Source organism: Ruegeria sp. AG1 (genome assembly GCF_056541705.1).
The window spans coordinates 23,283-45,448 of sequence record NZ_JBQFYU010000004.1 but is presented as its reverse complement, the minus strand read 5'-3'; the positions used below and the strand labels follow the sequence as shown (position 1 = coordinate 45,448).

At 52.8% G+C, this 22,166-nt stretch carries 21 protein-coding genes and 1 pseudogene; 7 read left to right on the top strand and 15 right to left on the bottom strand.

Going from position 1 to position 22,166, the window contains the following annotated elements; genetic code table 11:
- Positions 1 to 155 precede the first annotated feature (155 nt).
- The 3 genes from ACR0B5_RS06665 to ACR0B5_RS06655 all read right to left on the bottom strand — a co-directional run bounded on the left by ACR0B5_RS06665 (position 156) and on the right by ACR0B5_RS06655 (position 3,018).
- Positions 156 to 980, bottom strand: coding sequence for a TauD/TfdA dioxygenase family protein (locus ACR0B5_RS06665; protein ID WP_480539383.1), 825 nt, complete (start codon positions 978 to 980; stop codon positions 156 to 158).
- A gap of 43 nt (positions 981 to 1,023) precedes the next feature.
- On the bottom strand, positions 1,024 to 1,431 hold the full coding sequence (gloA2, locus tag ACR0B5_RS06660; RefSeq protein ID WP_480539381.1) for an SMU1112c/YaeR family gloxylase I-like metalloprotein: 408 nt from the start codon (positions 1,429 to 1,431) through the stop codon (positions 1,024 to 1,026).
- Between the two features lie 609 nt (positions 1,432 to 2,040).
- Positions 2,041 to 3,018, bottom strand: a complete 978-nt coding sequence (locus ACR0B5_RS06655; protein ID WP_480539379.1) for a serine hydrolase domain-containing protein — start codon at positions 3,016 to 3,018, stop codon at positions 2,041 to 2,043.
- Positions 3,019 to 3,307: 289 nt separating this feature from the next.
- On the opposite strand from ACR0B5_RS06655, the gene ACR0B5_RS06650 reads away from it, so the two are divergent.
- Entirely contained in the window at positions 3,308 to 4,204 is an 897-nt protein-coding gene (locus ACR0B5_RS06650) for a hypothetical protein (protein ID WP_480539377.1), read from the top strand.
- Between the two features lie 206 nt (positions 4,205 to 4,410).
- Here the strand turns inward: ACR0B5_RS06650 and ACR0B5_RS06645 are convergent, their stop codons facing one another.
- Positions 4,411 to 5,115: a helix-turn-helix transcriptional regulator gene (locus ACR0B5_RS06645; protein ID WP_480539375.1), complete on the bottom strand. Its 705-nt coding sequence runs from the start codon at positions 5,113 to 5,115 to the stop codon at positions 4,411 to 4,413.
- A 106-nt stretch (positions 5,116 to 5,221) separates the two neighbouring features.
- Here ACR0B5_RS06645 and ACR0B5_RS06640 point away from each other — a divergent pair, with 106 nt between their 5' ends.
- Together ACR0B5_RS06640 and ACR0B5_RS06635 are read left to right on the top strand one after the other, a co-directional pair.
- Positions 5,222 to 5,659, top strand: coding sequence for a VOC family protein (locus ACR0B5_RS06640; protein WP_480539373.1), 438 nt, complete (start codon positions 5,222 to 5,224; stop codon positions 5,657 to 5,659).
- 40 nt (positions 5,660 to 5,699) lie between these two features.
- Complete coding sequence (locus ACR0B5_RS06635) at positions 5,700 to 6,056, top strand: VOC family protein (RefSeq protein WP_480539372.1); 357 nt, start codon at positions 5,700 to 5,702, stop codon at positions 6,054 to 6,056.
- Positions 6,057 to 6,934: 878 nt separating this feature from the next.
- Here ACR0B5_RS06635 and ACR0B5_RS06630 read toward each other — a convergent pair.
- From ACR0B5_RS06630 to ACR0B5_RS06620, 3 genes are read right to left on the bottom strand one after another with little or no spacing between them, the layout of a single operon-like run.
- The gene (locus ACR0B5_RS06630) at positions 6,935 to 7,099 is read right to left on the bottom strand and encodes a hypothetical protein (RefSeq protein WP_480539371.1); all 165 of its coding nucleotides are present in this window, start codon (positions 7,097 to 7,099) and stop codon (positions 6,935 to 6,937) included.
- 47 nt (positions 7,100 to 7,146) lie between these two features.
- Positions 7,147 to 7,458: a hypothetical protein gene (locus tag ACR0B5_RS06625; RefSeq protein ID WP_480539370.1), complete on the bottom strand. Its 312-nt coding sequence runs from the start codon at positions 7,456 to 7,458 to the stop codon at positions 7,147 to 7,149.
- Between the two features lie 40 nt (positions 7,459 to 7,498).
- Positions 7,499 to 7,942: a hypothetical protein gene (locus ACR0B5_RS06620; protein ID WP_480539368.1), complete on the bottom strand. Its 444-nt coding sequence runs from the start codon at positions 7,940 to 7,942 to the stop codon at positions 7,499 to 7,501.
- 781 nt (positions 7,943 to 8,723) lie between these two features.
- Between ACR0B5_RS06620 and ACR0B5_RS06615 the strand changes: the two genes are divergently transcribed.
- Complete coding sequence (locus ACR0B5_RS06615; protein ID WP_480539366.1) at positions 8,724 to 12,323, top strand: adenylate/guanylate cyclase domain-containing protein; 3,600 nt, start codon at positions 8,724 to 8,726, stop codon at positions 12,321 to 12,323.
- 27 nt (positions 12,324 to 12,350) lie between these two features.
- Positions 12,351 to 12,608, top strand: coding sequence for a DUF4242 domain-containing protein (locus tag ACR0B5_RS06610; protein WP_170376838.1), 258 nt, complete (start codon positions 12,351 to 12,353; stop codon positions 12,606 to 12,608).
- 96 nt (positions 12,609 to 12,704) lie between these two features.
- Here the strand turns inward: ACR0B5_RS06610 and ACR0B5_RS06605 are convergent.
- Positions 12,705 to 13,412: pseudogene (locus tag ACR0B5_RS06605) on the bottom strand (IS6 family transposase).
- Positions 13,413 to 13,549: 137 nt separating this feature from the next.
- Between ACR0B5_RS06605 and ACR0B5_RS06600 the strand changes: the two are divergent.
- Positions 13,550 to 14,239, top strand: coding sequence for a GntR family transcriptional regulator (locus ACR0B5_RS06600; RefSeq protein ID WP_480539364.1), 690 nt, complete (start codon positions 13,550 to 13,552; stop codon positions 14,237 to 14,239).
- A gap of 194 nt (positions 14,240 to 14,433) precedes the next feature.
- On the opposite strand, the gene ACR0B5_RS06595 is transcribed toward ACR0B5_RS06600, so the two are convergent.
- Together ACR0B5_RS06595 and ACR0B5_RS06590 are read right to left on the bottom strand one after the other, a co-directional pair.
- Complete coding sequence (locus ACR0B5_RS06595) at positions 14,434 to 15,255, bottom strand: phytanoyl-CoA dioxygenase family protein (protein ID WP_480539362.1); 822 nt, start codon at positions 15,253 to 15,255, stop codon at positions 14,434 to 14,436.
- Entirely contained in the window at positions 15,248 to 16,306 is a 1,059-nt protein-coding gene (locus ACR0B5_RS06590; protein WP_480539360.1) for an L-idonate 5-dehydrogenase, read from the bottom strand. The genes ACR0B5_RS06595 and ACR0B5_RS06590 overlap by 8 nt, the downstream gene beginning before the upstream one ends.
- Before the next feature lie 69 nt (positions 16,307 to 16,375).
- Here ACR0B5_RS06590 and ACR0B5_RS06585 point away from each other — a divergent pair, with 69 nt between their 5' ends.
- Positions 16,376 to 17,143: an SDR family oxidoreductase gene (locus tag ACR0B5_RS06585; protein WP_480539358.1), complete on the top strand. Its 768-nt coding sequence runs from the start codon at positions 16,376 to 16,378 to the stop codon at positions 17,141 to 17,143.
- Positions 17,144 to 17,191: 48 nt separating this feature from the next.
- Here the strand turns inward: ACR0B5_RS06585 and ACR0B5_RS06580 are convergent, their stop codons facing one another.
- Genes ACR0B5_RS06580 through ACR0B5_RS06560 form a run of 5 tightly spaced genes read right to left on the bottom strand, consistent with a single transcriptional unit; the run spans position 17,192 to position 22,051 of the window.
- Positions 17,192 to 17,782: a LysE family translocator gene (locus ACR0B5_RS06580; RefSeq protein WP_480539356.1), complete on the bottom strand. Its 591-nt coding sequence runs from the start codon at positions 17,780 to 17,782 to the stop codon at positions 17,192 to 17,194.
- 16 nt (positions 17,783 to 17,798) lie between these two features.
- Positions 17,799 to 18,758: a 2-hydroxyacid dehydrogenase gene (locus ACR0B5_RS06575; RefSeq protein WP_480539354.1), complete on the bottom strand. Its 960-nt coding sequence runs from the start codon at positions 18,756 to 18,758 to the stop codon at positions 17,799 to 17,801.
- A complete protein-coding gene (locus ACR0B5_RS06570; RefSeq protein WP_480539352.1) occupies positions 18,715 to 19,563 on the bottom strand; it encodes a fumarylacetoacetate hydrolase family protein in 849 nt (282 codons plus the stop codon). Before ACR0B5_RS06570 ends, ACR0B5_RS06575 begins: the two co-directional genes overlap by 44 nt.
- Positions 19,564 to 19,574: 11 nt before the next feature.
- Positions 19,575 to 21,371, bottom strand: a complete 1,797-nt coding sequence (locus ACR0B5_RS06565) for an IlvD/Edd family dehydratase (RefSeq protein ID WP_480539350.1) — start codon at positions 21,369 to 21,371, stop codon at positions 19,575 to 19,577.
- Positions 21,368 to 22,051 (bottom strand): SDR family oxidoreductase, encoded by a 684-nt coding sequence (locus tag ACR0B5_RS06560; RefSeq protein ID WP_480539348.1) that lies wholly within the window; start codon positions 22,049 to 22,051, stop codon positions 21,368 to 21,370. The genes ACR0B5_RS06565 and ACR0B5_RS06560 overlap by 4 nt, the downstream gene beginning before the upstream one ends.
- Positions 22,052 to 22,166: the final 115 nt, after the last annotated feature.

Sequence of the window (22,166 nt, the reverse complement as noted above, 5' to 3'; positions counted from 1 at the left end):
ACAAGAAAAAACTCTGCGCCCACCTTAAAGGCAAGAAAACATGGATAAAAACGCGGCGCTCGATGCCTCATCCAAAACTATCACCGGGAATCGAAGATATTCACACCGTGTCAGCACTCTGACTGAGTCGCAGAATTTGCCGAGCGTCACTCGCTTCATTGCGTTAGAGCAACACCTTCCACCGTCACCCTGTGCATAAGACGTCGAAACCCATGGTAGTCGTTGATCGCTTTGTGCCACGTCGCTCTGTTATCCCAAATGGCGATATCCCCTTCCTGCCAACGCAGACGACATTGGAATTCAGGCTGCTTGCAGTGATCATAAATCATACCCAGCACTGCGGCAGACTCATCCACGCTCAAGCCTTTGATTTCGGTCGTGAACACAGGGTTGACGAACAACCCGCGCCTACCGCTGAGAGGATGCGTGATGACAACGGGGTGCAAAGCGTCTTGCGTGGCAGCTTCGGCGTTCCCCAACCGGCCGCTTTTCGCGGCTTCTGTGTCTACGATGCTGACTCCAAAGACATGGCGAGAGGAATGCACCGCCCACAAACCATCTAAGAAACTACGCATCGTGGGCGACAAAGCTTCGTAGGCGGCAGCCATCGACACAAACAACGTGTCGCCACCATGGGGCGGAACCTCCAGGGCGTGTAGGATCGAGCCCATAGCAGGCTCCTGATCATAGGAGTGGTCAGTATGCCACCCCTCTCCCACAGCTTCTTTCTGATCCTTCTCTTTCAACACCATGGCAATCTCTGGGTGGCCGTCCACCGGTTTGAAAAATCGGTTCACGTTGATTGGGCCGAACCTTCTCGCAAAGGTCAGATGCTCTTGCGGACTAACGCTTTGGCCCCTCAGTGCGACAACGGAATGCTTTGCGAAGGCTGACATAATTGCGTCGAATTGATCTTCACGCCGGATGTCCGCCCCGACGATTTCCGCACCCAATCCACCGGTGAGAGGTTTTACTTCCATGCGCCTTCCTCCCTGCTTCGCTCAGCCTAAAAGACGAGAAATATCACTTCAAAGCAATCGGCTTGGCTTCATACAACTCCAATGGCAGATCGTCCGGGTCGCTAAAGAAAGCAAACCGATGGCCGGTATACTCGTCAACACGGATGTCTTCGACGAGGACACCTTTCTGTTCCAGGCTGTCTTTCAGCGCTTCGATATCATCCACAACAAACGCAAGATGCCGCAAACCTCGCGCTTCGGGGCGAGACGTGCGTTGGGGCGGGTTGGGAAAGGAAAACAGTTCAATCTGAGAGCCGTCCGGCAACGCCAAATCCAGCTTCCAAGACTGACGTTCAGCCCTGAAATTCTCGGCAACAATCCTCAATCCAAGGGTCTCTGAATAGAATGCCTTGGAGCGTTCATAGTCCGAACAAATGACTGCAGCATGGTGGATTGCTTTCAGACCAGTCACGGGCATTTATCCTCATTAAATCAATTATCTAAGCCAAAATCTTAAGGCAAATCTTCGCTTCACTTTCAATACTGATCGAGAAAACGAAGAGGTATTTGGTCAAATTTGGCAAACGAACAATACAGGAAAACAGAGCAGTATTCATCAAGCGTCTGTGAACTCACGGTCGACGTTTTGTGCAGCTCCTGCCAGTGGTCGCTTGCGGCCCGAAAAACACCTTCTAAAAAGACGCTTCGTGATTTCCGATTTGAGAGCCAATGCCGCCACTCTCGGTCGCCTACAAAATCTTTTGAAAGAACTGAGCATTGCTCTCAGACAAATTCGAACCGGTCTCAATTGCGCCAGCTATAACAGTCCTCAACGCCGCGCAAAGATCGCGCCTGTCAAGCAAATTCAATCTGAACTGGCTCTTTGATCGGCCTGACTGGACCCGCAAAGCGAGATTGTGGGAACATAAGCAAGCTGGCCACCGCCTCTTTCACCTTTCAGAAGAGTAATTTGCTCTGCTGTCCAGATGCTCCTCTGTTCCACCGAAGAAGAAGGCTGTTTGTTTGTCCCACGCCGTTTAGGCCAAACGTGACCAACCCCAAGTGGGTTGAAAAAAAGCCCCTAGGTCGCGTTCAAAATCGGCCCATCCAACAATCTGACCAAATCTCCAAAGTATCCTCCAGAACGCGCGGGACGCGTAGGGTCAGAGGTGATTGCGACGGCAAGGTTTAGCTCAGGATGGGCCGCTATGATTTGGCCTCCGTACCCACGCGCCAATGCATAGCCGGATGGGGACAGAAACCAGCCATAGCCGTAGTCCAATCCAGAGAAAGGCGAACGGCCGTGTGGCTTGGTGGATTCCAAAACCCAACGCTCAGGAATGATTTGCGTGTTGGCAAAAGCCCCGCGGTCCCGAAGCAACACCGCGATCTTCAACATTGACCTCGGCGTAATCGCCATCTCATTGCCACCCAAGTAGTAGCCCTGTGGATCCCTCGTCCAAGCAGGTATCTCGATACCAAGTGGTGCACCCAGCCTCTCTCGCGTCAGTCTCAATAGACTTCGTCCGGTTGCCACGCTCAATGCTGCGCCAAGCACGTGGGTCGATCCTGTGGAATAGAGCATCTGCTCTCCGGGTTCAGCAACCATCGGTCGCGTCAGCGCGTCCGCGATCCAGTTGGGAGAGTTGATCCATTCTCCGTAGTTGCTGCCCGAGGTTCTTTCGAGCCCTGCCCGCAGCGTTACCAGATCCTCCATCGTAATGCTTTCGGAACCGGGTGTCGCGTTAGCGGGCAAAAGCCGCGGAGCGACCTCCTGCAAGGTGGCATCTACAGATGGGATTTCCTGCCGGTCAATCGCTGTCCCCAACAGCAAAGCCACAATGCTTTTCGAACACGACTTTATGTTGGCCGGTCTATCCAGGCCTGCACCCCGTTGGGCCTGCGCGAAAATGACCTCGTTTCCACGTTGAATTTGAAGTGAATGCAACTGCGGAAGACCGCTGATTGCATCATTCAGCGCCACCGTTTGTCCCCGCGCAATAAACGGAGCACAAATTGCGGTTGCGGTTGCCAACACGAACTTGCGACGTGTAATCATGGCCTTCATTTGGAAGCAAATCTCGGAATGTCCAGACACCTGCGCAACATCCTAGGATTTATTGTCCAAGATGTAAGAAAGCCTCCGCAAACGAAAAGTGGGATTTGAGGCAACAGGAGGCTTCGCTTGTAAACTTGGCCAGCATCCTAGCGCGCAAGAACTGTGGTAGACTGAACCCGAGGACATTCTAGCAGGAGATTTCCCGTTGCTACCGAATTCACTCCGTCTCGCATTCTCGGTCATAACAATCGCCATGTCGGTGGGCGCCCTACCGGACCGCGCCAATGCGATGACGCAAGATGTTCCAGCGTGGCTACAAAAGCACGTGGGTACAGGTGAAGGGCAAATCGCGCCGATCGTTCTGGAAAGGGCACGAGCGCTTTACATCAAGAAACTACGCCGAGGCGAAGTCAGGAACCCTTGCTACCTTGCCAAGGACGCAACCCGCCCTAGCACTGCAAGAAACGGCAATCCGGGTAAGCGTTTTTATGTCATCTGCGAGTCACAAAAGTCTTTCCGAGCGGTTTCGTCCGGCTATGGCAATGGCCGAAAACTCCAGCGCGCCAATTTTTCGAATGGCCGGCAATGCGCGAAGAACTTCAGCAATGCAGAGGGCTCTAAACTAACGGCCGGAGGCGCCTATGTGACGGCTGAAACCCGCACGTCCTTCAAAGGTTACCACAGTCATTCCGGCAAAACGCAGCCGTTCTATCGCACTTTCCTTTTGTTTGATGGTGAAGGAGAAACGAGCAATGCTCGCGAGCGCGCCATCGGAGGCCATCCGGCTGTCTTCCTCAAGTGGCAATGCAGGTTCAAAAACCCTCAAAGCACTCATGCAGACAACGATGGCTATGTCCCTTACGGAAGGCTTGTGAACTACACTGGTGGTCGTAGCAATGGTTGCACAACCTGGTCACAATCCGCCTCAAAAGAGATCTTGGCGCTCGTAGAAGGAAACCCGACAACCCTCTACATCTACCCAGAATCTAAAGACATAAACGCTGTCGCCAAGGCAGTAAAAAAGGGAAAATCACTTTCTCGAGCTGGAGTTTACTGGAACGCAGCTTGCCTAAAAGCGATTGGCGAACCAAAGTTTTGGCCCAAAAGCAGCCTACAGCCGATCATAAATAGTTGGAGAGCATCTTTGCCCAAACAGCCGCCACTGGAATTGCCGATCTGCAAGTAAACTGCAAAGCAGAACCTATGCGCGCTGCCCTTCAAGCCTTTGTGCTGTGGGCTCGATGCTGGCGTTCAGTGAATTTCGCTCAATATCTGCTTTGCGGACGAAGCCATCCTTCGGTCCACTCCAAGAAACTGACGGTTCCGCCCCAAACGTGCCGTTGCTAAAGCGGCGCTGCGGCTTCCCAAAGCGGTCCTTCGGCACGCCCCGCCCTATGCCCCCTCCTCATAGCGCTTTCGTTCTGCATCCGTTGCATCGCGCCACTCCGCGCGGAGTAGGTCCATACGCCGAGGAATACTGTCTTCGAGGACCTCCGCCTCAATGATCCGCTCTGTCCGAAAGTAACGAAAACCTTCTCGCATCTCGCACCATGCGGCGATGATGCGGCTGGTGTCTCGGTAACCCAGCAGTATGGGCCATATCACACGACGGGACTTTTTGCCTGAGTGGTCTGAATATTTCAATGCTATCTTTTTGCGGCACCGAATGGCCAGACGAATGGCCGCCGCGCCGAGCATTTCATCCGGCTGTGTGACGGGCGCGACGCTGACCGCCGGCTGAAGGAATGACGTCCGGAACTTGTCAGGAGCGACAGCTTCCAGCTTGGTGATCAGCTTCTCAGCCGCCAGCGCAAGTTCGGGTTCGCCTCGGGTCTGGACCCACAGCACACCAAGCGTAACGGCCTCGATCTCATCCGGGGTCAGCATCAGCGGTGGCATATGAAAGCCGGGCTCCAACACATAGCCGACCCCGGCCTCGCCATTGATTGGCACGCCCTGCCCAATCAGCGCAGCAATGTCGCGGTATACCGTGCGTTTGGTCACGCCCAGTTCTTCACCAATGGACTGGGCTGAGATCGGGCCTTTGGCGCGTCTCAGAATCTCGATGATTTCAAATAGCCTGTCGCCGCGCCTCATGTGATCTCCTTTCTAAGAAACAGATCATACTGACACCATGCTGACAACACGCTGTCAGCATAGGCGCGGTAAAAGCAGGAAAGGCATCGAAAAAGGAGATCAGAATATGAGACGATTCATTGCCCTAACCCTCGCCGCTGTTCTACCAACAGCGCTCGCAGCGAAGTCGTCCGAGCAGCAGGGAACTGCGCCGATCATAGCTATGGGTGCCTATGTGCCGACGGACAACATGGAGGAATCGGAGGCCTTCTACCGCGCCCTGTTCGACAGTGAACCGACAATCGGGCTACCAGAATTCGTGGCGTTCGACGTGGCTGGTGGCTGGTTAGCGATCGTGTCACGGGATAAGTACGCACCGGGGGCCGAGGCAGGTTCGGGCGCAGTTCCCTACCTGCAATCCGCCGATCTTGAGGTCCTGCACGCGCGCGCCATTGCCGCCGGAGCGACCACCCCAGAAATCATTGAAGAGCCTGGCATCCACCTGCTCAAGATCACCGATCCGAACGGTCAGCTGATCGAGTTTTTCAAACTGACAGTTAAGTGACACTCTCAACACTCAGCACTATTTCAATGGACATCGCACCATGCAAATGAACTACTTCGTAGTCGGTACCAACGACATGGCCGCCGCTACGCACTTTTATGACCAGCTTTTTGGTCAAACGGGTGTGGAGCGTGTATCGCCCACCGACAGAATGACATACTGGCTCGGACCTGGCTTTGCCTTTGCAGTCGCCATCCCGTTCGACGAAAACCCTGCCACCAATGGAAACGGAACCATGGTCGGCTTCAGTGTCGGGTCGACTGAAGAGGTCGAAAGGCTTTATGCATTGGCCATCGAGCTCGGTGGCACGAGCGAAGGCGAACCGAACCAACGTGGACCGCGCTTTTCGGCCTACGTCAGGGATCTGGACCGCAACAAGATTTGCCTCTCCGCCTGAGCGCAGGTCGCAAGTGCAGCTTCTTATTGAAAGGAGAGGGTTTTTAAGCTCGTTCTTTTGGGCGCGAATCGCCGGACAGTTAAGCTTGTCCTCGATGCTGCGCTCGCAAAGGATTTAGACGTCACAGCGATCATACGTTCTGCAGACAAGGCACCCGATCTCAAAAAAGGCTGCACGTGGATGTCGGTGAACCCTGTGACCCTATGTTCCTCGCATCAGTGTTTCGCAACCATTACGCCGTCACTTCGAACTTGGACGGTCGGCTGCCTTCGAAAGGCGCGACGTCGGTGTACTACCGATCTGCAGCTACGATCCTCAAAGCTGCGTCTCGGGTTAGCCCTTCGACCCGTAAGGCCAGATTAGGTTCAGAATTAAGATTGCAACGAATAGGGTGACAAACTTAAGCACTGTTGCTTTTCGTTTCGGCATGTTCGCAAAAAGTGTCGTCTGGTCGAGGCCCCAGAGGACAGCAAAACTGATTGCTACGGTGACAATTATATGTGGAATATCAAGGCTCACAGCGTCCCTTTCAAATAACAGAAATGATGTCTACTGGCGTCGACTTATGCGACGGCAAAGCAACGTTAGGATTACAAGATTGAGCGCAGGAGCCAGACTCGCAAGCCAAGGGCGCCAAGACTCTGGAAAACCATCTGTCAAAAGAACCCATGGCAAGCCTAGGGGCAGCAGGAAGATACCGGACAAAGGGTCTCGCTGCTGACCAAAAAGCCCGAAGGTGCCGACCAGAAACAGCGCGAGTGCAATGAGGTACAAAACCCTTAAGGTTCGAACAACCCAACGACAGGCGGTTGCCGATCCTGACACTGCCTATTCCTTTCGGTATGAGTAAGTGAAACTCACCGGGTGCCGCTGTCAGACTAGTTGCACGCCGGATAATTCGCGCGATCCGCTTCCGATACATCCACAGGGCATTCGGTGTTCCGGTTTGCTTCGGAAATATCCGCTTCCGTGGTGAAGGATTGCTCTTCTGCACATCCTGCCAAAACGACGAGCAGTGTTGCGGCTGCAAGCGTGTACTTCATGAAACTTCCTTTCGATCAGACAAAGTACTCAGCCACGACCTAAAGCGTTAGCAATCTGCGGCGGTCAGCATCGTGACATCCGAATAACGGCCATTGGCAGTTGTGATTCGCGCGCAGGCACCCGTGCTGGGGTTAAACCAGAAGGCGGTTAGACCGTCTGTCCGGATCAACTCGTAGCCGAGGTTTTGAATGCCCATCTCGGCCTGACCGGCCCGCGCACCTTCAAATGCGGACAAATCGGTGGAGCTTCCCACGGACGGCTGGTCAGTTGAAGGTGCAGTGGGGCTTGATGTCTCCACGCAACCCGCCACCGCGCCGAGTGTCGTAAATGCACAAACCAGCATAAGCGGATTCTTCATGGATGCTCCAATTTGATACGGAGACTCTTCCGTAGTCATGTCATTCGATGCCAAAGATCACGTTGTAGGACTGTGCACCGTTCGAAGTGTTGTAGACTTCGATCACGTGATCTCCCGACTGCCAGAGCTGCCCACGATACTCTTGTGCCGCGCCCGTTTCATCGAGCAGCACAGACCCGTCCGGATTATAGATCACATAGGTCATTCCGGGTCCGTTCGCGGCGAGACGGAAAAAAAGGAACTGACCGTCGCGTGCACCCAGGATATAACGCAGACTCTCTTGTGGCAGGAGAGAGCCGGTCAGCTCCGCACCGGAAGTGCCACTTGCGAACTTCACACGCTCCGTGCTTGGCGCGCCTGTGCCAGAAGAGCCCGCCATCGCACCACCGCCGTCATCTGCGGCTTGTGCAACGCTCAATTCGGCAACCTGACCATCGTTTGAGACAAGGCATCGCCAGATTGTTTCGCCTCTATCTTGCAACATGACAAGCGAGTTTGCTTCGGAAAACTCGGTGGAGAGCACCGTGCCACCTTGTCCATCTGGCCCTCCGACTTCTCGCAATTGGTCGATACAGCCGTCAATTGCTTCCTGCCCAACATCCGCGGCGGCCGCGAGCGTTGGCAAAGCACAAATACATACAGTCAAAAACGTCAATCGCATTATTAAAAACTCCCAAGGGAACCACGGAGAACTTTTAATACTAAAACAACGCAAACTGTCGCACGCAATAATAATGTAAACACCACTCCTGACTCAAAGCGGCCGACCAAGTCACAATTCACTCAGCGAGTTTTGCGATTGTTTGTCGGTCTTTTGGGCGTCAAAAACGGTTGTTTTTGGCCCCCTTCCCGAGAGTAGACGTTCTTGCGCAGTGCAGCACCCGGCAAAGTGGGCTCACAACCGACTTCAGAGTCAGTACAGCATCTGTAGTGGTGTGCCGGGTTGGTTCATCTTGGGCGGCGCAAAGCTGCCCTAAGTAGCTGAGTCTGTATGCCGCGTCACGGCCCATCAAAGGAGACGCTCACTACGCTAATGTAGCCTAGCGCTGCGCGCAATCACACATCGCGGACAAAGCTCTCTTCAGAGACAAATCATCAAATACGTGCAGCAAATTAGCAAGTTGCGCAATTCTGGAATGCTTGGGCACGAACCGACTTAGTCGGTTGATCTGAAGGTAAAGGTAAACTGTAGCTTTTCATTGGAGGACATCCCGATTTTAATACGTATTCTTGATTAGTGATCCGTATCCCAGCATGATCCAAAGATGTCGGTCGAAATTGTAAAGTGGTTGAAAGATCTCGAACTGAGCCAGTACGCAGATGTTTTTGCGGCAAATGATATCGATGCGCGTGTATTGCCACTTCTGTCAGACGACGACTTAAAAGAGCTCGGGGTGAGCCTTGGCCACCGCAAGATCATCCTCGCCGCAGTGCAAGAGCTAAGTGGCCAGCAACGCGCAACTTCATTGCCACAAGCATCCCGTGAACACCCCCCGGAAAACGTAAACGCGCCCATCTCAAACCATTCACAAAGTGACGATCCACTCAAAAGTAAGCATGGTCAGCCCGCCACTGCTGAGAAGCGCCACGTAACTGTTTTGTTTGCCGATCTAGTCGGCTCGACGGAACTCACCAATCGTTTCGACCCCGAAGATATGCGGGACTTGCTACAGAACTACCAAGACGCCGTTGCGGGCGCCGTAAGTCGATATGGTGGCTATGTTGCAAAATACTTGGGCGACGGTCTTCTCGTGTTTTTTGGCTGGCCGAGGGCCTACGAAGATCACGCAATTCGGGCGATCAAAGCCGGTCTTGAGGCCGTTCATCGCGTCAGCGAACTCAAAACCCCGGACGGAGAGCGCTTGTCAGTAAGGCTGGGTATTGCGAGTGGTGATGTCGTTGTCGGCGATAATATCGGTGAAAATACATATGAAGAAGGGGCCATGACGGGCCCAGTTGTCAATCTTGCGGCACGGATTCAAGAATTTGCGGAACCAAACTCGGTCGTGTTGTCGGCAGAGGAAACTGAGACCGCTTTGCATCGGATTTTTGAATACAAATCTCTTGGCAAGAAAGAGTTAAAGGGTTTTGCTGAGCCTCGGACTCTGCTGAAAGTGGTGTCGGAACGCAGTGCGGAAAGCCGGTTCCGAGCCGCACATCGCGATGAAGTCGACAGTGTTATGATCGGCCGGGACTACGAAAAGGGTATTCTGCTGCAATCATGGCGACGTGCCCAGAATGGTCATGGAGAGGTTGTGTTGCTGTCCGGTGAAGCCGGGATTGGGAAATCGCGACTTACAGAGGAATTTCTCGCAGATATCACCGCGAACGACCAGGCAGATATCATAAGGCTGAATTGCTCTCCTTATCTCAGCAGTAGCCCCTTTCATCCCGTTGCCCAACGGATATCCCAGGACGCGGGTGTCGAACCGGACTTCGACGACAATCTGATCCTTGAACATGTCAGGAAGATGCTGGAAAGACGGCCGGGACTGGACTGGGAACAAGTTCTACCTGTCTTCGCAGCTTTGGTTGCACCTCGTAGTGCGCAGGCCCAAAAGGTGCTCGAGATGTCGCCGCAGGAGCAGCGCGACATCACAATCCAAACTTTGATTCACACAGTGCAGGTGCGATCAGACGTGTGCCCAGTTGTTCTGTGTGTCGAAGACGCGCATTGGATCGATCCTTCCACACAAGCCTTGTTGGAGCGTTTTAAGTCGATATCCAGCGACCTTCCTTTGATGATCTTGATTACCCACAGACCTGGGTGGGAATTGGCCCGCGACGATGGGGACACGCACGTTCAGTCACTCGTACTGCGTCGGTTCGATTCTGCGCATGTTTCACACCTCGTCGAAAATATCACAGGGAAGAAACCGGACGATGCTTTGATTGCCAAAATCATCGAAAAGACCGACGGTGTACCTTTGTTCGTGGAGGAATTGACGCGAACGATTGTGGAGGCGGGTGAGCAAGGACAAATCCATATACCCTCGTCTTTGAAAGGCGCGTTGATGGCGCGTCTTGATGCGGTTTCGCCTAAGGCGAAACAGGTCGCGCTAACAGGTTCTGTTATTGGCAGAGAGTTTGAGCCGAGCATTTTGAATGCGGCGATGCGTGTTGCAAATTCTGATATCAACACTTGCCTAGAAGAACTTTCGCGAACAGGCATAATCTTCGAAAGCGGACACAATCGCGGGCATTTCGTATTCCGTCATGCCCTTATTCGCGATACTGCCTATCAGTCCATGCTAAGCTCAACTCGAAAACAACAACACGCAGATGTGGCGCGTGCGTTGATAGAGACAAGGTCCGCCGAGATCGCGCGTCGTCCCGAACTGGTCGCCCGCCACCTTTCAGAAGCTGAGGATTGGAGGGCTGCGTTCGAAAAATGGCAAATTGCGACAGAAATGGCGTTGGCGCGATCTGCCAGCCAGGAGGCGATGACGCACGCCAGAGAAACGCTGCAAGCTGCTGAAAAACTTAGCCCTGACTCCAAAACAGAATTAATCCAAGGCAAGATCCTTGTTGGCCGCAGCCACGACAGCCTGGGTCAATTGCCTGAAGGGATTGCAGTTCTGAAAGACGCCTCCAACGCGGCGCGGGCGGTGCACGATGTGGAGTTGGCCGCTGACGCGGCCAACCATTTCGCTGACTCATGTATGATGTCCAGCGAAAGGCACAATGAAGCAATCGATCTCTGTGACAATGCACTGAAGGATTTGCCCGATGATGATGAAGTCCGTCGGTGCAGATTGATGAGCCAGCTTGCGCGCGCCCACATGTTCGTCGGTCAGTTTTCCGAAGGTGCGCGTTTCGGCCAGCAGTCCATGGAGCTGGCCGCAAAACTCGGAGACTATAAATCCCAGTTCTCGGTAATGATGATGCATTTTGGGGCCCCATTCGTTGCGCGTAAGGGGAGAGAAGCCCGCCATTGGCGTGAAAACCTGGAGGCGATGCACGGTGTGGCCGAGCATCTTGGAAGTATCGACCAAGGGCGGGACCGAACTCTGAGCTTGTTTGTAGGCGCCGAGATGGCCGACCGTGAGTTGATGGACCATTCTCTGGGTTTACTTACTGAGATTTCGGAAAAGGACAATCATCTGCAGCTCTATTGGGTTCAGAAACACGCACGCGCCATGGTTGCAATTATGGACGGTGATTTTGAGCAAGCCGAGAAACACGCCACCGAGGCGGTGAAAATTGGTCGAAAGACCCACGGCGAACATGTTGAGGGCGTCTTTGGAGTTCAGATGTTCACGATCCGCCGCGAGCAAAACCGACTGCACGAAGTTGCGCCTGTGATTAAGAAACTGATGACAGACAGCCCCGAAGACATTTCTTGGAAGCCCGGTTTTGGTCTTATCGCTGCAGAACTTGGGTACAAAGAACCCGCTAAACGAATACTGAATGAAATGGCCGCCAATGGCTTCGACCTTCCACCCGACGCCATGTATTCAACGACATTGTCCTATCTGGCTGACATATGTGTCGCTATTGAGCATCAGGAACACGCCAAGACACTCTATGAAATGCTTGCTCCTTATGAAGACCTTACGATCACCGCTGGTGCCACTACAGTATGCACTGGCGCAGCTGCGCGACGCCTCGGAAGTCTGAGTACGGTTCTGAAGGACTGGGATGCCGCAGAGAAGATGTTCGAGAAGGCCATAGAAATTGACACGCGCATGAAATGTCCACCTTGGGTCGCGCACAGCAAGGCGGCATATGCAACTGCACTAAGGCGACGCGGGCGCCCGAATGATGTGGAACAGGCGTTTCAACTGGAAGGGGAAGCGTTGGCAATTTCACAGAAATTGAGTATGGTTTCCCTTAGATCAAAGCTCGAAGGAGTAGCGAGTTAAGGTAATTAATCTGGTTTGGGGGACTTTATGCCAAGGTACATAATTGAAAGAAATTTCGCCGAGCAGCTCAACGTCACAGACGATGACAAAATTCACATAAAAGAGATCAATGACGAAGTCGGCGTCGAATGGATTTTTTCGTTTCTCAGTGCAGATAAGCGCAAAACGTACTGCTTATACGAAGCACCGGATGAGGAAAGCCTCAGAAAAGCGGCAGAACGCCTGAACATTCCCGCCGATGTGATAACGCCTGTGGATCGGATTGATCCGGCAATTTTTGCCTGATCAGCATCGTATTTTACCTAGTTCCGCGAAGCCCCTGCGAGGGGGTGCTGTCAGAAAAATCCGAACCAGTCTCAGTTTCCCGCGGGAACCGAGAACCTACCCGGAACAAAGTTGACGCTGCTCGGTGAGCGCGGCGGTGAATTTCAGATTGTGGGTATCTCTGCTAGCGAGCGATCTTTCTTAGTTTAAGCGGCGATGGACAGATGAGAGGACGGAGGCGAATTTCTGCAAACTTCGCATCCGCCTGAACCGAAGCATTGCGCGTTCTCGTCGTCGAAACGGGAAGTGTGAGTTCTCAACCCGGTTATAGAGCCACCTGCCCGTCTTTTGCTTTTCCGTCACACGAAGTTCTCTGAGTGCCACCCAGTATGACGCGAAGCGATCTGTGACCAACTCGTTTGCTGCGCCGTGCGGCTCTATTAATTTCCTGAGGAATTTCAACGCCGCCAGCTGGTTTCGACGTTTGGTGACCACGGCTTCCAGCACCTCGCCTTTATAATCTACTGCGGGCCACAGACGATGCCGCTTGCCGTCTACCTTTTCGAAGACTTCATCCAAATGCATTTCGATTTTGAGTTTGCCCGCAGCTGTTGGACCCGTTTTTTCCGGATTTCCGCTGCTAGTATCGGGCCGAAGGGGTTCCACCAATACCGCACGGTCTCTTGGCTGAATTCGATACCAAGCCTATCCAGCAGGTCTTCTACATTTTCGGAGCGATAGCAGGAACTGAACGTCCACGATCGCCGCTAGGCGGATTGTCTCAGGACTGATCTTATAATACTTGAAAGAGGCGGGTCTAGTCATCGGCACAAGCTACGCAACCACCCTGCCCTGCTCAATAAAAGTTAATCTGACAAGACCGCGCAATAGTCTTTGGGCACTGACCCTAACACATTGAATGCCAATGCTTCGGTTGATACAGTCCTGATAGGGGAAACGAAATGGCTCTGTTCAACCGCCCAAAATCATTAACCGAGTTAGTGGCTGAAAACCTGAAAGAACGCATTGTAAGCGGCGAGTTCGATCTAGGTGAACAGCTTTCGGAAGCGAAAATAGCCAAAGAACTGGAAGTTAGTCGAACGCCAGTACGTGAAGCGATCAACAGACTTGAAATGGAAGGGCTATTGGTCGTCGAACCCCAACGTGGATCATTCGTATTTGACCTTGAACCTGACGAACTTGACAAACTAATCGATGCGCGCGTTTGCCTAGAAACCGCGGCGTTAAAATACGCTATGCAAACCGACAGCAAGAGGCTCTACGCCGAACTGGAGAAATGTGTTCAAGAAATGAATCTGGCAAGAGACTCCGGAAATGATGCGGAATACCTTCGTAAGGACACTATCTTCCACCAGTGTTTTTTCGATTGCGCAAACAACAGGTTCCTCAATGACGCCTATCAGACAATAGCTTTGAAAGTCTCAGCCGTGCGCAACAGGCTAGGCCGCCACCCTCGGCATATGTCGAGATCCCACAAGCAGCACATTGAACTCGTTAAGTCAGTGAAGCAGGTCGATTTCCAAAATGCTTTCAAAGTTTTGGAAAACCACATTGACAAAAAAAGTGGTTCATATTGGAGCGAAGTAACTGAAAAGGTCAAAACAATGGAAGAGGCGCTGAGCGCAAATTAAAAACTAAACAGAATACTTTAAGAGCTTGCGGTGACTATTTTGATTTCGAGCTTGCCGTAGACTTCCTCTACTACTTTTCGCCCAAATGGAAGTAAGGCTGAGTTGCGACGAGAACTTTTGAATATCCACTAGTATTCGCGATTTAGGTCGGCTTTCGGGCCGAAGTAACATTGGTTCTGAGCTTGCCAAAGGCGTCACTTTACTCCTGCGAAGAGTATTTGTTTTTTGCGGTCTGCATCCCTTTGACACACAACGAAATCCTCCTCATGCAAAAAGCCCTGAGGGGAGGACGCAACTGAGAAATGCCCAAAATCATCTCGCCCTGCGACTAGCGCAACCAAAGTTTTCACGCCATTTTGCTGTTTCATTGAGGGCTTTATGAAACGCAACGCCGCACCGATGCGTCTATCGTCTGTGTTATTGGGCCCTGATGCATGGAAAAGATGCCCGTGATGCATGGACGCCTGCCCTGTACGCAATTCGGCAGCGACTGCATCTTTTTCGTTCACATCGACTGCGATTTCCTGCCCTCGTGACAGCAGATTGTTTTCGCTGAAGGTGTCTACGTGAGGCACGATACGGCTTCTATGGCTGCCAGGAACAAACTTCATACACCCGCTTTGCTCAGACGCTTCTGAAATCGCAACCCAACAAGTAACCTCTTCAGCATCGTCCAAGCCCCAATAGGTCAAGTCCTGGTGCCACGAGACTATTTTCGATGACCGCGCTTCTTTTACGAAAAGTGCACCGCTCCAAACCATGAGGTCCGGCCCTAACACCGTTGAAGCAGCCTCAATCAGCTTCGGATGGCGCAGAAGTGCATCGAATGATGGTATCAGCCTGTCCGGATAAGAATAAAGAAGCTTGAGTTTCTCTCGGTCGTCTCTGAGAATGCGCTCTGCTTTCTCAAAATCATCGCGTAGCGTTTGGACCTCGGAAGCTGTCAGGATATCCAGCGGAGCTACGAAACCATCTCGTTCATAAGTCTTTGCAATATCACGCGTTCGTCTATCCATTGTCACTATCCGGAAAAGTTAACTGCACCTTCATTGATTGACTTCGATCAGACGCGATCTCGAAAGCCGTGACGGCATCGCCAACCTCGAAGGAATGTGTCACCAACAGGTCGACATTTATTAGTCCGCTTCGCATCATCTCGACCGCGACTGAGAACTCGGAATGGAAACGGAAAGACCCGCGAAGCATTATCTCTTTCGCAGTCAACGCCTGCATCGGCACTGTCATATCTCCGCCCAGACCAAGCTGAACCAATGTTCCACCCGGTCGCAAGCAAGCGACACCAGAAGCCAGAGCCGATTGAGCCCCGGAACACTCTAGTTGGACATCAACCTGGCCCTTGTCCTTTTCAAACTGCTCCAGTTTTTGCGGATCGGCGTAGGTGTTGATGACATCGTCTGCCCCGCATTCACGCGCCAAAGCGAGGGTCTGGTCCGAGATATCCGTCGCCACTATTCTGGCCGCTCCAGAACGACGTGCCGCCAAGATCGTGAGGCAGCCGATCGGACCGCATCCCGTGATAAGTACCGTTTTGCCTAAGAGGTTCCCGGCTTGTTTAATCGCGTGCAAACAGACCGCCAGAGGTTCGGCCATGGCGGCCTGCGCGGGACTCAACCCATCTGCTGGAACGCATTGACTGGCCTTCGCCACGAGTTTGCTTTGAAAAGCGCCTTGGATATGTGGGAACGGCATCGCGCTGCCATAGAACTTCATATCAAGACAGTGGTTTTGCTGCCCGTTCAGGCAATAAGTGCAGGCTTGGCAAGGGCGGGATGGAGAAACTGCAACCAGTTGACCTAGGTGTAACCCCTGCACGCTTGACCCAACTTTCACGATTTCCCCTGCAACTTCATGCCCTAGCACCATCGGTTGACGCAGCTTGATCGCACCGAAACCACCGTGGTTGTAATAATGCAGGTCAGAGCCGCAAATCCCACCCGCGCGCATGGCAATCAAGACTTCGTCCGACCCCACGTCGTGAACGTCCCGGTTTTCCAACCTCAGATCTTTTGCGGCATGGATAACAACAGCAACACTGGCCGAAGACATTGCACGGACTCCCTATACAGATTGCCAAAAGATACGGATAGTCGGTGCTGACAACCAAGGGATTTTTGCATGACGCTTGAAATGTTCAACCTAGAGGGAACGCGCGCACTCGTAACAGGCTCTAGCCAAGGCATTGGATTTGCGTTGGCTCGTGGCTTGGCTGCCGCCGGTGCGCAGGTCGTTTTGAACGGGCGCGATACCGCGAAATTAGCGGCAGCCGCATCGGAGTTGAGCGAAACAGGCGCCTCGGTACGTGAACTTTCGTTCGATGCGACCGATCATGAAGGTGTTCGATCTGCCGTGGACAACTTTGAAGAGAACGTCGGTCCCATAGACATCCTGATAAACAATGCCGGAATGCAACATAGGACGGAGCTACAGGATTTCCCCGCTGATGCGTTCGAGCGCCTGCTACAGACAAATGTCGCGTCGGTCTTTCACGTCGGTCAGGCTGTGGCACGGCACATGATTGAAAGAAAGTCAGGAAAGATCATTAACATTGCGTCGGTTCAATCCGCATTAGCAAGACCGGGTATTGCGCCTTACACGGCGACAAAAGGTGCCGTGACCAACCTTACAAAAGGCATGGCTACTGATTGGGCTAAGTATGGTCTGAACTGCAACGCCATTGCGCCCGGGTATTTCGATACACCTTTGAACGCCGCATTGGTTGCTGACCCAGAGTTCAGTGCATGGCTCGAGAAACGTACCCCGGCCGGTCGCTGGGGCAATGTAGAAGAACTTGTCGGTGCCGCCATATTCCTTGCCTCCCCCGCTTCCAGTTTCGTCAATGGACATACTCTCTATGTCGATGGTGGAATAACGGCGTCACTTTGATTTGTGGCGTTCAATCGTCTTCTAAGCGCGACTGACGGTAGATGCCGTCTATAGCGCCGACGCCAGTGCAATCACCACAACAACCATCAACGAAGCCGCCATCGCAAAGTTGATCCATTGATGCGATCTCTCGCTTAAATCAAGGCTGCCCACCTTTGCGCCGGCACCCAGCCAAATCATGTGCACTGGCACCCAAATCATATTGAAAACTATGATTTTTATGACGACCTCCCAAACGGGCGCATCGGGCAAAAAGGCAAACCCTGAAAACAATGCTGTGCCGACCACGTAAGCCTTGGGATTAATGAACTGAAGTGTCAGCCCGTTCGCAAAACCAAGTGGCGAGACCGCAGGGGAAAACCCGACCTTTGAGCCAGCGCTCGCAATACGCCAGGCGAGAAATCCTAAATAACCGACAGAGGCAAATAGCAGGAAAGTTCTAAGCACCGGAATGGCCAAAGCTACCGCCGCGACACCAGAGACAACCAACATCATGTTGATGAACCCGCCCAGCATCAAACCGGCCACAAAAGCGAGTCCAGCTCGAAAACCAAATGCTGATCCAATGCCTGCAGTTGTTAAAACACCTGGGCCCGGCGTAATCAGCAGAAAGAAAACCGCAACAGCAAACTCAAACACTTTTCAGATCAGCCTGTTACAGATTTCTGCATTCTGGCACAGCTGTGATCACCGTTCCGTCCTTAATGTGTTGCAGCAGATTTTCGACAGTTAGGTCACCCATTGCTGCTCGCGTCTCAATAGTCGCGCTACCAGCGTGAGGGAGCAGAGTGACATTGGACAGCTCGCGCAATGCTTTTGGAACACGCGGTTCGTCCTCAAAAACATCAAGCCCCGCCCACCCGAGCTCACCGTTTTGCAATGCATTAATTAGGGCAGTTTCGTCGACGACCGAACCTCGGCTAACGTTTATTAAAGTGCCGCCTGCCCCTAACGCGCGCAGCACCTCAGCGTTGACCAGCTTATTCGTCGACGGACCGCCGGTAGTGATGCATATGAGGACGTCCACATGTTCTGCCATTTCAACCAAATTGTCGAAATACCGGTATGGGACATCCTTTTGATTGCGGGTGTGATAAGAAATTTCGGGGGCCCACGGCTCCAACTTATCAACGATCGCCTGACCAATGCGACCAAGACCAAGAATGCCTATTTTTTGATTGTCCGCAGACCGCGTCAAAGGGGCATTGCCTTCAACTTCCCACCGTCCGGACCGAACGTAGTCATCGTCACGTATGAGTTCTCGGTAACATGACAGCAATAGCAGAACGGCGGTTGTTGCGACTTCTTTGTTCAACACATTGGGTGTGTGCGTCACAACAATCCCACGCTCAGCCGCGGCGTTCGCGTCGACGGCGTCGTAGCCGACCCCATAGACACTGATCATCTTCAGATTACTGAGTGATGTCATCAGGTCATGCGGAACACCATCGTGCCCGTTCGTAACGATATGCGTAACATTTTCCGCGTCGAAATCGTCCAATTGATGGATGTCGAACGCTGCGGACAGGCGCTCTCGCATCCGTTCAGTGATCCCTCCGATTTGCAATAAGTCAGTCATCTTGGCCGACCTCTTGCCGCTGAACACCAAGTCCATCGATGCGAAGCTCCATGACGTCGCCTTTTTTCAGGTAAATGGGTTCCGGTTTGATCCCCATTCCAACACCGGGCGGTGTTCCAGTTGAAATGACGTCACCTGGGTACAGTGTGAAAAGTTGACTTAGATGCTCAATGATCTCGGCAACGGAAAAGATCATCGTAGCAGTATTCCCGGTTTGCATGCGCTGACCGTTTACATCCAGTGACATCCCAAGGCTTTGAGGATCAGGCACCTCATCCCGGGTCACTAGCCACGGACCAGTAGGGCCGAATGTGTCGCAAGACTTGCCTTTGGTCCATTGACCGGTCAGTTGAGTTTGAAAATGTCTTTCCGACACGTCGTTTACGATACAATAGCCCGCAACATGTTCGAGCGCGTCGGCCTTGGAAACGTATTTGGCCGTCTTACCGATGACGACACCCAGTTCACATTCCCAGTCAGTGTGTGTAGATCCTCGCGGCATGACAACATCATCATATGCCCCAATGACCGCTGAGTTAGCCTTAAAAAAAAGTATCGGATGCTCGGGAATATCTGCGCCGGTTTCTGCGGCATGGTCCGAGTAGTTCAAACCGATGCAGAGAAACTTACCAATGTCACCGACACATGGTGCGATACGAGGATCACCCTCCACAATTGGCAGGTTGTTCGGATCCAACGAACGCAAATTATCAAGCGTTCCATCATCCAGCACGTCACCCGTGATATCGTTGATACGGGCGGACAGATCCCGCAATTGACCCTCAGAGTCGACCAAGGCCGGCTTTTCCGAGCCCTCGGCTCCGTAACGAACAAGTTTCATTTCTGTTCCTTTTAGTGGTTATCGCGTGGCATAAAACCTCGCGCGATATCGCGGTAGTTTTCTGCGCCCTTGAGTGTCATACCGCGATCCAAGCGATCTACTTTTTCGCGGAATATTTCCTGCCACGGGGATTGGTTGGGCGGCATTGCATACCCACCCTTTGCCTCCAGGTCGCGGGCGCGTTCATGCAGCTCTTCGAGCGAAACCAGCATATCTGCTGTGCCTTTGCCAAGATCGATGCGCAGTCGGTCGCCATTTCGCACCAAGGCTAACCCACCACCCTCTGCAGCTTCGGGTGAGGCGTTCAGGATAGACGGACTTCCTGATGTACCGGATTGCCGTCCATCACCGATGCAAGGAAGGGCTTCGATGCCTTGCTTTATCAAATATGCGGGCGGACGCATATTCACGACCTCTGCAGCACCCGGGTATCCTTTTGGTCCTGCTCCGCGCATGATCAGAATACAGTTTGCGTCGATGCTTTCTGCGGGATCATCGATCCGATGGTGAAAGTCCTCAGGCCCATCAAACACAATCGCCCTGCCCTCAAATGCGTTAGGATCATCCGGGTTCGACAGGTAGGTCTCTCGAAATGCCTTTGAGATCACAGATGTCTTCATAATCGCGCTTTCGAACAGGTTGCCCGAGAGATTGATGAACCCCGCCTGTTGCTTGACCGGGCTGCCGACTGGCTTGATTACTTCGCTATTTTGAGACCGGCGCGCCGAGCAATTATTGCCCATCGTCTTGCCGTTCACCGTTATCGCATCTGGATGCGGCAGCAATCCAGCATCCAGAAGCTCTCCGACGACGGCGGGAACACCCCCGGCCTGTTGGTAATCTTCGCCCAGATACTCACCCGCAGGCTGCATGTTAACCAACAGTGGAACGTCGTGGCCAAGTTTCTGCCAGTCGTCGTTATTCAATGGAACATCAAGATGCCTGGCGATTGCATTCAAGTGGATCGGCGCGTTCGTCGATCCACCAATCGCTGAGTTGATAACAATCGCATTCTCAAAAGCCTGACGTGTCATTACATCGCTGGGGCGCAGATCTTCCCAGACCATGTCCACAACACGTCTGCCGGTTTCATAACTGATTTGGCCGCGCTCTCTATACGGGGCTGGTACGGCTGCTGATCCGGGCAATTGCATACCCAAAGCTTCAGCGAGCGAATTCATGGTCGTTGCTGTTCCCATCGTATTGCAATAACCGACCGAAGGTGCTGCGGCGGCTGCGATTTCCATGAACTCATCAGTGTCAATTTCATCAGCCGCAAGGTCTTCGCGCGCTTTCCAGATAACCGTGCCCGATCCGGCGCGTTCACCTTTCCACCAACCGTTCAGCATGGGGCCGACCGACAGGGCGATCGCCGGGATGTTGACAGTCGCAGCGGCCATTAGAAGTGCGGGCGTGGTTTTGTCGCAACCAATGTTCAGAACAACGCCATCAATCGGATACCCAAATAGACTCTCAACCAATGAGAGATAAGCCAGATTGCGGTCAAGTGAGGCCGTTGGCCGTTTACCGGTTTCTTGTATCGGGTGGACCGGTATTTCGATGCACGTTCCCCCGGCGGCGATGATTCCGTCGCGAACGCGTTTGGACAACTCGATATGATGCCGATTACAGGGGCTCAAATCACTTCCGGTTTGAGCAATGCCAATGATCGGTTTGCCTGATTGCAGCTCCGCACGGGTCAACCCGTAATTCAGGTATCTTTCCAGATACAATGCAGTCATCTCAAGGTTCTCGGAATTCATAAACCACTTGCGAGATCGCAGATCGTCCTTTGATACTTTTGTCATTGGGCTGACAAACCTCCGTCAATTTTATGTGTCTGTACTGTGGTGCATGCACTCTCATCCCATGCCGGATAGACGATCAATGCAGCAATCTCTTCCGCTTTCACTACGCGCCCGGCAGGTTGAGGCGGCACGAATTGAGCGAGCGCTTCTTCTCTGCTGCTCAGCTGATCGCCAAAGGCTTCTACGTGGTCACGCGAACTGGGACCGTCGACTGTTCCTGGGCAAATGCAATTGCACCGAATTCCTTGCGCTATGAAATCCACGGTCACCAATTTCGTCACCCCAACAACGGGAGCCTTTGTCGTCCGCACCATTGAGCGCAGATTGAGGTCCATGGCGAAATCCCATTCACCATCCGTTGCATCAAGAATAGTTCCGTGATGCACGAACCCGTCGCCGTTGAACAAAACATCTGGCTTCAATCGCGCGACCCCATGATGAATACTGCTATTATTCGCCACATTCATCTCGAAAATTTCGGGATTTTCGAGATTCTGCCCGCGAATCGAATTTAGATTTTCGGAGTTTATAGCCGGCGCATAGACTTTCGAACCCTTTCTTGCCAATTCATACGTGCTTGCAGTTCCGATCACTTGTGCGGCGGCTGTGGCTAGTTCTTGCTCCTCCTTAAGCCTTTCTAACATATAAATATTCCAACTCTTAAAGTGGCGGCTGAACAAGTGCTATTTCGTTCCACGGGTCAACCGAGAAGCAAAGAAACCTTGGCGGTTTCGCAACGACTTCTGGCATGTGGGCCCAGAGCCGTTAGCGTATGACAGAGATTTTGGTTTGGCC